The sequence below is a fragment of the Mycobacterium sp. E3298 genome, assembly GCF_001666895.1.
Classification (GTDB): domain Bacteria; phylum Actinomycetota; class Actinomycetes; order Mycobacteriales; family Mycobacteriaceae; genus Mycobacterium.
This window is the reverse complement of sequence record NZ_LZJB01000488.1, coordinates 1-6,555: the sequence shown is the minus strand read 5'-3', so window position 1 is coordinate 6,555 and position 6,555 is coordinate 1. Positions and strand designations below refer to the sequence as shown.

Sequence of the window (6,555 nt, the reverse complement as noted above, 5' to 3'; positions counted from 1 at the left end):
TACGACCATGTCCAGCCACCAGGCAATCTCGCCGTCCCACGCGAACACGCCGCGCCGGAAGATCCAGCACGGTGCCACCACCACCTCGGTCAGCGCGTTGCACAGGTTCAAATACCCGAACCACTTGGGGAACACCCGATTCTTGTCGAGCAGGATGGCGACCATCCAGATCAGCGAGCCGATCAGGAACACCCCCATGGTGCCGTCGAAGGACAAGAAGGCGAAGTCGTACAGCCAGCCGATCGCCTCGGGGTCGCGCTCGGGTCGCAGGGTGCCGACGATCAGCGCGATGTTGAGCAGCAGCATGCCGGGAACAGCGCTGAGCGAATAGATGAGCAGATATGAATACGCGAAGGCGCGGCTGACCGACATGCGCCGCATCGAGTACGCGATGATCGCATTGTTGAACGCGATCATGCCGCTGATCGCGAAGATGATGCCGAAGCCGACCGGTATCCCAAGATGGCGCTCGGAGAACCAGTGCGCCTGCGTGGCGAGATCCCAGGTGGGCTCCGGCGGGGGCTGGACCTGCGCCACGATGAAGAACATCGGGAAAAAGATGGTGTAGAACACCATCAGGGCCCCCCACGCCAACCACAGTTCTCGCTTGGGGTTATGCCTGATGTGCCAGCGGATTCGCTCGGGCAGCGAGCCCGCGGGGGGTGGGGCCGGGGAAGTCGGCGGTGTGATCACCGCGCTCATGCGCCAACCAATTCGCCTGCGGGCCCGTGGTTCTCGGCGCGCTCGCGATATAGGGCACGCGCCAGGACAACGCCCATCACGACGATCCAGACGGCGATCGCAGCGTTTTTCACCCAGAACGACAGGAAGCCGTCCCACGCCAGCGGCCCGGTCAACGAGACGCCGACGAACGCGGCGGGGACCAATGCGGCTGCCACCAGAAGGTTGAAGTAAGCCACCCAGCGACCGAAGACCGGGCGCGGCTGATCATCGAAATAGATTGCCAGGGCGAGGATCACGCTCTGGCCGATCAGGAAAGGAACCAGGATCGTGAAGGTGATCCAGCCGAAGTCGTTGAGCAGCTGGGTCAGCCCGGGGCTGCGTTCCGGACGAAAGGCGGCCAGTAACCAGCAGACGTTGGCGACGAGGAAGAGGGTCGGGCCGCCGGCCGCACAACCCAGCATCGCGTAGGAGAAGATCGGCGTCCGGTGCGCCATCCGGCGGATCTGCAGCACGATCAGGGCCAGGATCGGGATCAGGCATACGCCGAACCAGTTGAACACGATCATGCTGTACCGGATCTCCGGCAGGTGGGCCGGATCGCGATAGAACGCGGCGACCTGTTCCGCGGACATCGACGGTGACATCGGCGGGTTGAAACCCGGGAAGAGAAGGAACGAGGTGATCCACAGGATCAGGGCCGCGGGCAGAGTCCACAGCAGGATCAGCTCACCGTCGGTCCGCCGCTGCGCGGCCCGCGTCCTCCCCCGGCCCGGTGCATCGCCCCCGTCGGCGTCGGACATCTGCACCCCTCCCGAAATCGGCTACACACACGGCTCGTCAGCGAAGCTAGCCGATCGGCTAGCTTCGGTCAAGGGCATCGTCTAGTCTCGGTGCGTGGGAACAGCGCGGCAACACCTCACCGGCGAGCAATTCTGGCTGATCGAGCACAGCCCGGCCCGGACGCGGGTACTCGATGCCGCGCTGGATCTGTTCGCTATGCACGGTGTCAGCGGCACGTCGCTGCAGATGATCGCCGACGCCGTCGGCATCACGAAAGCTGCTGTCTACCATCAGTTCCGGACCAAAGAGCAGATCGTCATCGCCGTGACCGAGCGCGAGCTCGGCCGGCTCGAGCCGGCACTCGAGGAGGCCGAAGCGTACGACGACGGCCCGCAAGCGCGAGATGCCTTGCTGGTCCGCGTGATTGAGATGGCCGTCCGTGACCGCCGGCTGGTGCGCACGCTGCAATTCGATCCCGTCGTAGTCCGATTGCTGGCCGAACACAAGCCGTTTCAGCTCTTCATGGACCGCCTGTACCGGGTGCTGCTCAGCGATGCCGGTCTGGACGGACGGATCGAAGCGGCCATGTTCTCCGGCGCGCTCAGCACCGCCGTCATGCATCCGCTGGTCGCCGACATCGACGACGACACATTGCTCGACCGGGTCACCGATTTGAGCCGACGCCTGCTGGGTCTGCCACGGGAAGGCCGCGGCTGACGCGGCTACGTGTCAGCGCGGACCCAACTGGCTATGCCGTCGTGAGCAATACAAATCAGGAACAAACCGTCAGGTGCCTGCGCGACGTAGTTCAGGTAGTTCTGGCAGTTTGCGTTCTCCTCCTTGACCCCCGCCATCGGAGGTGAGCGGAACCAACGCGGCTGGTACCTCCTCGGCGAGCCGCAGAACATCAAGCGTCCGGGCTCCGAGGCGAACGAGACATAACCGTCGGCGACGCCGAAGGCGTAATAGGAGGTGTTGTCACACGGCGCACCTAGAACCTGATGCGGCATGATCCCCGGGGTGCAGGCGGGGTAGTCGCAGACCGTCGGCCCCGCGAAGGATGGCGGCGCCGCCAGCAGGCCGGCGCCGACCAACGCGGCTGCCATCGCCACGATGAATCGCACCCAATTACTTTGCCACACCCGAAAAGAAAATTCTGCTGCTTGGAGAAGATGACGCAGGGCGAACGGGGGTGGGCGCCAGGCCGTCTCGAACGCCGCTCCGCGCGCCTCCCGGGGGGAGCAGTTCCGCATGTCAGGGGCACAACCCAGCCGTCCGGTGAAGGCGTTGACCCCAGGTCGGAGTGATAAGCTTCCTCCCCGTGCACGATCCGGTGGGACCCGACACCGACGATTGTGGTGACCCGAGGGATATGACCGATCCCGACGAACCGCAGTCAAACGCAGGGGCCGAGAGCGGCGACGTAGCGGCCGCATCCGGAGAGCATCCGGAAGAAGACGAAGTTGCCAAGGCTGAAGCGCGCGCCGCGGCGGCTCGGGCGCGCCTGGGGAGCCTGCGCGGGGCAGCCGAAACCGAGGACGCGGGGGACGACGCCCACGACGTCGAGCAGCGATCCGCGACGTCCACGCGGAAACGGCTACGTTTGCCGCGACGACCCAGGCGGCCACGGTGGCTACGGCGCCCAGGGCGGAAGACTGTAGCGGCCGGCATCGGCATCGTTCTCTTCTCCACTTCTCTCGCCGCGAGCGGCTACATGCTGTGGCAGCATCACACCGCGTTGCATAATCGCCAACTCGCCGCGGAGTTCAGTGCAGCCGCCCGGCAAGGGATTACGGCCTTCATGTCGATTGACCCCGATCACGCCAAGGAGAGTGTCCAGCGCGCCATCGATGCCTCCACGGGCGACCAGAAGGACCAGCTCTCCGTGCTGTCGCCCCTGATGGTCAAGAGGGCCGAGGAGACTAAGGTCGGCGCCAAGGTCACCATCGAAGCCGTCGCCGTCCAGTCGTTTAGCGACAATTCCGGAGTCGTGCTTGTGGCGGCGAAAACCGATCCCATTGGGCCAGATACCGCCAAACCGCCGCCCGCCCTGTTTCGGCTCAGCGTCAATATGGACCGCGACGGCGGCCAGCTCAAGATGTCGAAAGTTGAATTCGTGCGATGACTGTCGAACCCGGCTCGCCGCCGGACGGGACCGGAAAGGCGATTGACGGCGCCCATACTTCGCCCGACGGCGAGGACGGACTGGCGCGCGCTGGAGTGGGACCGGCGCGCTTGCACCGGCTGGCGGAGATCGGGCGCCGGGGCCGCCGGTATGCGGCGAGGTGGCGTTCGATCGTCGCGACAACGTTGGTTATTGCCGCACTGGGAGTCGCTGGCGGCGTGTACTTCATCGTGTACCGGCCGGATCAGCAGGTCGACGATGTGGCGGCGCACCGGGCGATCCAGGCGGCGTCAGATGGCGCCGTGGCGGTGTTGTCGTATTCCTATGACCATTTGAACCGCGATTTCACCAACGCGAAGTCACATCTCACCGGTGACCTTCTGAGGTATTACAGCAAATTCAGCGACGATGTCGTCGCGCCGACGGCGCAGAAGGGACAGCTGACGGCCTCTGCCAAGGTGATTCGGGCCGCAATCTCGGAATTGCATCCCGATTCGGCCGTCGTGCTGGTTTTCGTCGACCAGACGACGAAAAGCGAGCAAAAGAAGGATCCTGAGAACACGCAGAGCAGCGTCCTGGTCACGCTGTGGAAAGTCAACGGCTCCTGGCTGATCGCGAAATTCGACCCCTCCGGATGAGCGCGGCTGATCTTGCCCTAACCGTTAACCGGCGGCCCGAAGCGGTGTAACGTCATCGCTCAAGAGCGCCGCAACCGACGGCGAAAAGGTGCCACAGGCACTCTCGGATTACCCGGTTCGAGGAGCAGCCGATGCGTCCAGCCAAAACACTCAGCACTGCAACGCTGGTGGCTCTCACCGCCTTCGGCGGTCTGAGCACTGCGCCCACGGCCAAGGCTATAACCAAGGAAGACGTGGCGATCAATGGGACTTACCGTGCCACGTCCATCGGCGACTGGGCCCAGAGAAATGACCAGTACTTCGGCGAACCGACGGTCTACCAAGTATGGACCATCAACTCGACGTGCGAAACCACCCAGGAGTGCCATGGCACGGTCACGAGCGACCAGGGTTGGAGCGCGCCCATGTATATGAACGATGGCCAGATGTGGAAGGTGAAACGCGAAGTGCCGAACTGGGAGCGGTGCGAAGACGGTACCGCGTTCCCCGGGATGCAGGCCTTCTTTTTCTACCCGGTGAATGACAATGGTGGATTCCAACTCGGGTCGCGCGTCTTCTCGGGCAAGGACAAGACCGTCGGCCCAAGCGGCGCCTGCGGGCAGAACAATTGGCTTGATATCACGATGCCGTTGCGCCTGGACCAGCTCTCCTGACCGGGCGGTCGTAGCCGCAGGCCAGCTCTGCCGACCGCTTCATGTCGGGGCGAATTCAGGTGGGAAGCATGTCCTTCCACGTCCTGGGCGCTTTCGGAGCAACGAGGTCCGACTGCTGATACAGCTTCCCATCCGGGCCGACATAACGACCGGTGCGCGGATCGTACTTTGCCACCACGACCGAGGGCGCGGGTTTGGATGCGTTGGCTCCGAACGAGCTTGGCGCAGCCTGGGGTCCTCCGCCGCCAGCTGTGTCTGCAGGTGCCGGATCGGAAGGAACGGGTGGGGCCGGCGGCGGTGCCGGCGCAGCGGGCGGTGCGGGAAGCTCTCCCGGCGCAGGGACGTCGAGTGGCGCGAAGGGCGGAAGGTCCGCCGACATTCTCGACATGGGCGCCAGCGCAGGGGGTCCGGACGAAGGCATGGGCGGTACAGCAGCTCCCACCGTGCCCGGTGGGGGATTTTCACCCCGGGGCCCCGCGGGTGCGCCGCGCGGCACCGCCCCAGGCGGCAGCGGCGTTCCCTCGACTGGGCCGAAAATCCTGTCGTTGGTGGTGATCCGGTCATCGGGCGGGACGCCCTGGGCTAGTAGATTCGGATCCAGCGGATAGGGACCGAGGGCGTGCTGGCGCATCGCCAGCGGCATGAACGGCTTGTCGCTGTTACAGATTTCGACGGTCGGCGCCCGCTTACCCGGGTGACCCATGCAGGGGTAGTTGCGGGCGCCGCGAACCGCGATCGGTGAATCCTGCGGGAGTTTGCAATACAACCCGTCCGGTGTGTCCATGTCGGTGAGGTCGTCCGGGGATCGCCATGTGTTGGGCGGCATGAAGCCGACCGTGCAGATGGGTGGATCCTCGACCGTGGCTGCGAAGTCACCGTAAGCCCTACCGTCGGGGTGGTTCTCACCCGCAGCGGCCTGCTCGATCGCGACGCCCGACGGAAGCAATACGAGCAGCTGCTCGAGCGAGGGATGGTAGGTGACGCCGATCTGGCCGATGGTGGTGAGGTTGGCAAGCAACACCGGCAACGTCGGTTTGATTTGTTCGAAAAGCCGGGAGGCTTCGTTCGCAGTCTCCGGACCCGTTTGCAGGATGGTGCGGAAGTGAGAATCGTTGGTCACCAGCGTATCCGAAATGCCCGCGAAGCTGCGCGCCCACGTTCTTATCGAATCGAGGGTGCGCGCCTGGGTGTCCAGCAGCGGCCCGGTGTCTTCGGTGAGGGCCCGGGTGCGATCGACCACGCCGTTGGCGTCGCGGGACAACGTCTGTGAGGAGTCGAGCAGTGACCCCAGGTCGTAACCGGAACCGTTGAAGCCCTGGAACGACTCGTCGAGTAATTGGCCGAGTTTGGTCTTCGGGATGCTCTGGACCAACGCATTGACCTGCTCGAGCATTGGGGCGACCGGTTGCGGAATTGTCGTGTCGCGCATGGCAATAACCGAGCCGTCGTGCAGGTAGGGCGGCGAGTCGTTTCTGGGCCGAAGGTCCACGTACTGTTCACCCACCGCGGAGACACTGAGCACCTCGGCGGTCAAGTCCGCGGGGACCTTGGGTGAAGTGCTAAGCGACAGCGTCGCTTTGGCGCCGGTCGGTGTCAAACCCACGGCGGTGACCTTGCCGAGCTGAACTCCACGATAGGTCACGTTGGAGAACCGATAGAGGCCGCCGGTGGCCGG

Annotated in this window: 8 protein-coding genes; 4 read left to right on the top strand and 4 right to left on the bottom strand. The window is 64.6% G+C overall.

Translation table 11 applies throughout. The annotated features are described in order from the left end of the window. Positions 1-702 (bottom strand): hypothetical protein (locus tag A9X05_RS22350; RefSeq protein ID WP_067784118.1); only part of this gene is annotated, 702 nt, incomplete at its 3' end. Further along, on the bottom strand, positions 699-1,484 hold the full coding sequence (locus A9X05_RS22345) for a hypothetical protein (RefSeq protein ID WP_067753414.1): 786 nt from the start codon (positions 1,482-1,484) through the stop codon (positions 699-701). The genes A9X05_RS22350 and A9X05_RS22345, both read right to left, overlap by 4 nt. A gap of 94 nt (positions 1,485-1,578) precedes the next feature. Between A9X05_RS22345 and A9X05_RS22340 the strand changes: the two genes are divergently transcribed. Next, positions 1,579-2,181, top strand: coding sequence for a TetR/AcrR family transcriptional regulator (locus A9X05_RS22340; protein WP_067753315.1), 603 nt, complete (start codon positions 1,579-1,581; stop codon positions 2,179-2,181). A gap of 5 nt (positions 2,182-2,186) precedes the next feature. Here the strand turns inward: A9X05_RS22340 and A9X05_RS22335 are convergent, their stop codons facing one another. Then, positions 2,187-2,570, bottom strand: coding sequence for a hypothetical protein (locus A9X05_RS22335; RefSeq protein ID WP_197499169.1), 384 nt, complete (start codon positions 2,568-2,570; stop codon positions 2,187-2,189). A gap of 215 nt (positions 2,571-2,785) precedes the next feature. Between A9X05_RS22335 and A9X05_RS22330 the strand changes: the two genes are divergently transcribed. From A9X05_RS22330 to A9X05_RS22320, 3 genes are all read left to right on the top strand, one after another. Then, a complete protein-coding gene (locus A9X05_RS22330) occupies positions 2,786-3,589 on the top strand; it encodes a hypothetical protein (protein WP_082971042.1) in 804 nt (267 codons plus the stop codon). After that, positions 3,586-4,227: a hypothetical protein gene (locus tag A9X05_RS22325; protein WP_067784116.1), complete on the top strand. Its 642-nt coding sequence runs from the start codon at positions 3,586-3,588 to the stop codon at positions 4,225-4,227. Before A9X05_RS22330 ends, A9X05_RS22325 begins: the two co-directional genes overlap by 4 nt. A gap of 131 nt (positions 4,228-4,358) precedes the next feature. Then, entirely contained in the window at positions 4,359-4,880 is a 522-nt protein-coding gene (locus A9X05_RS22320) for a hypothetical protein (protein ID WP_067753308.1), read from the top strand. A 55-nt stretch (positions 4,881-4,935) separates the two neighbouring features. Here the strand turns inward: A9X05_RS22320 and A9X05_RS22315 are convergent. Then, positions 4,936-6,555: MCE family protein (locus tag A9X05_RS22315; protein WP_067784114.1), on the bottom strand; the 1,620-nt coding region annotated here is incomplete at its 5' end.

Bases quoted from the DNA above. Each gene is read 5' to 3' on its own strand.
- A9X05_RS22335 (WP_197499169.1), bottom strand. From the start codon at position 2,570: ATGGCAGCCGCGTTGGTCGGCGCCGGCCTGCTGGCGGCGCCGCCATCC.
- A9X05_RS22345 (WP_067753414.1), bottom strand. From the start codon at position 1,484: ATGTCCGACGCCGACGGGGGCGATGCACCGGGCCGGGGGAGGACGCGG.
- A9X05_RS22320 (WP_067753308.1), top strand. From the start codon at position 4,359: ATGCGTCCAGCCAAAACACTCAGCACTGCAACGCTGGTGGCTCTCACC.
- A9X05_RS22325 (WP_067784116.1), top strand. From the start codon at position 3,586: ATGACTGTCGAACCCGGCTCGCCGCCGGACGGGACCGGAAAGGCGATT.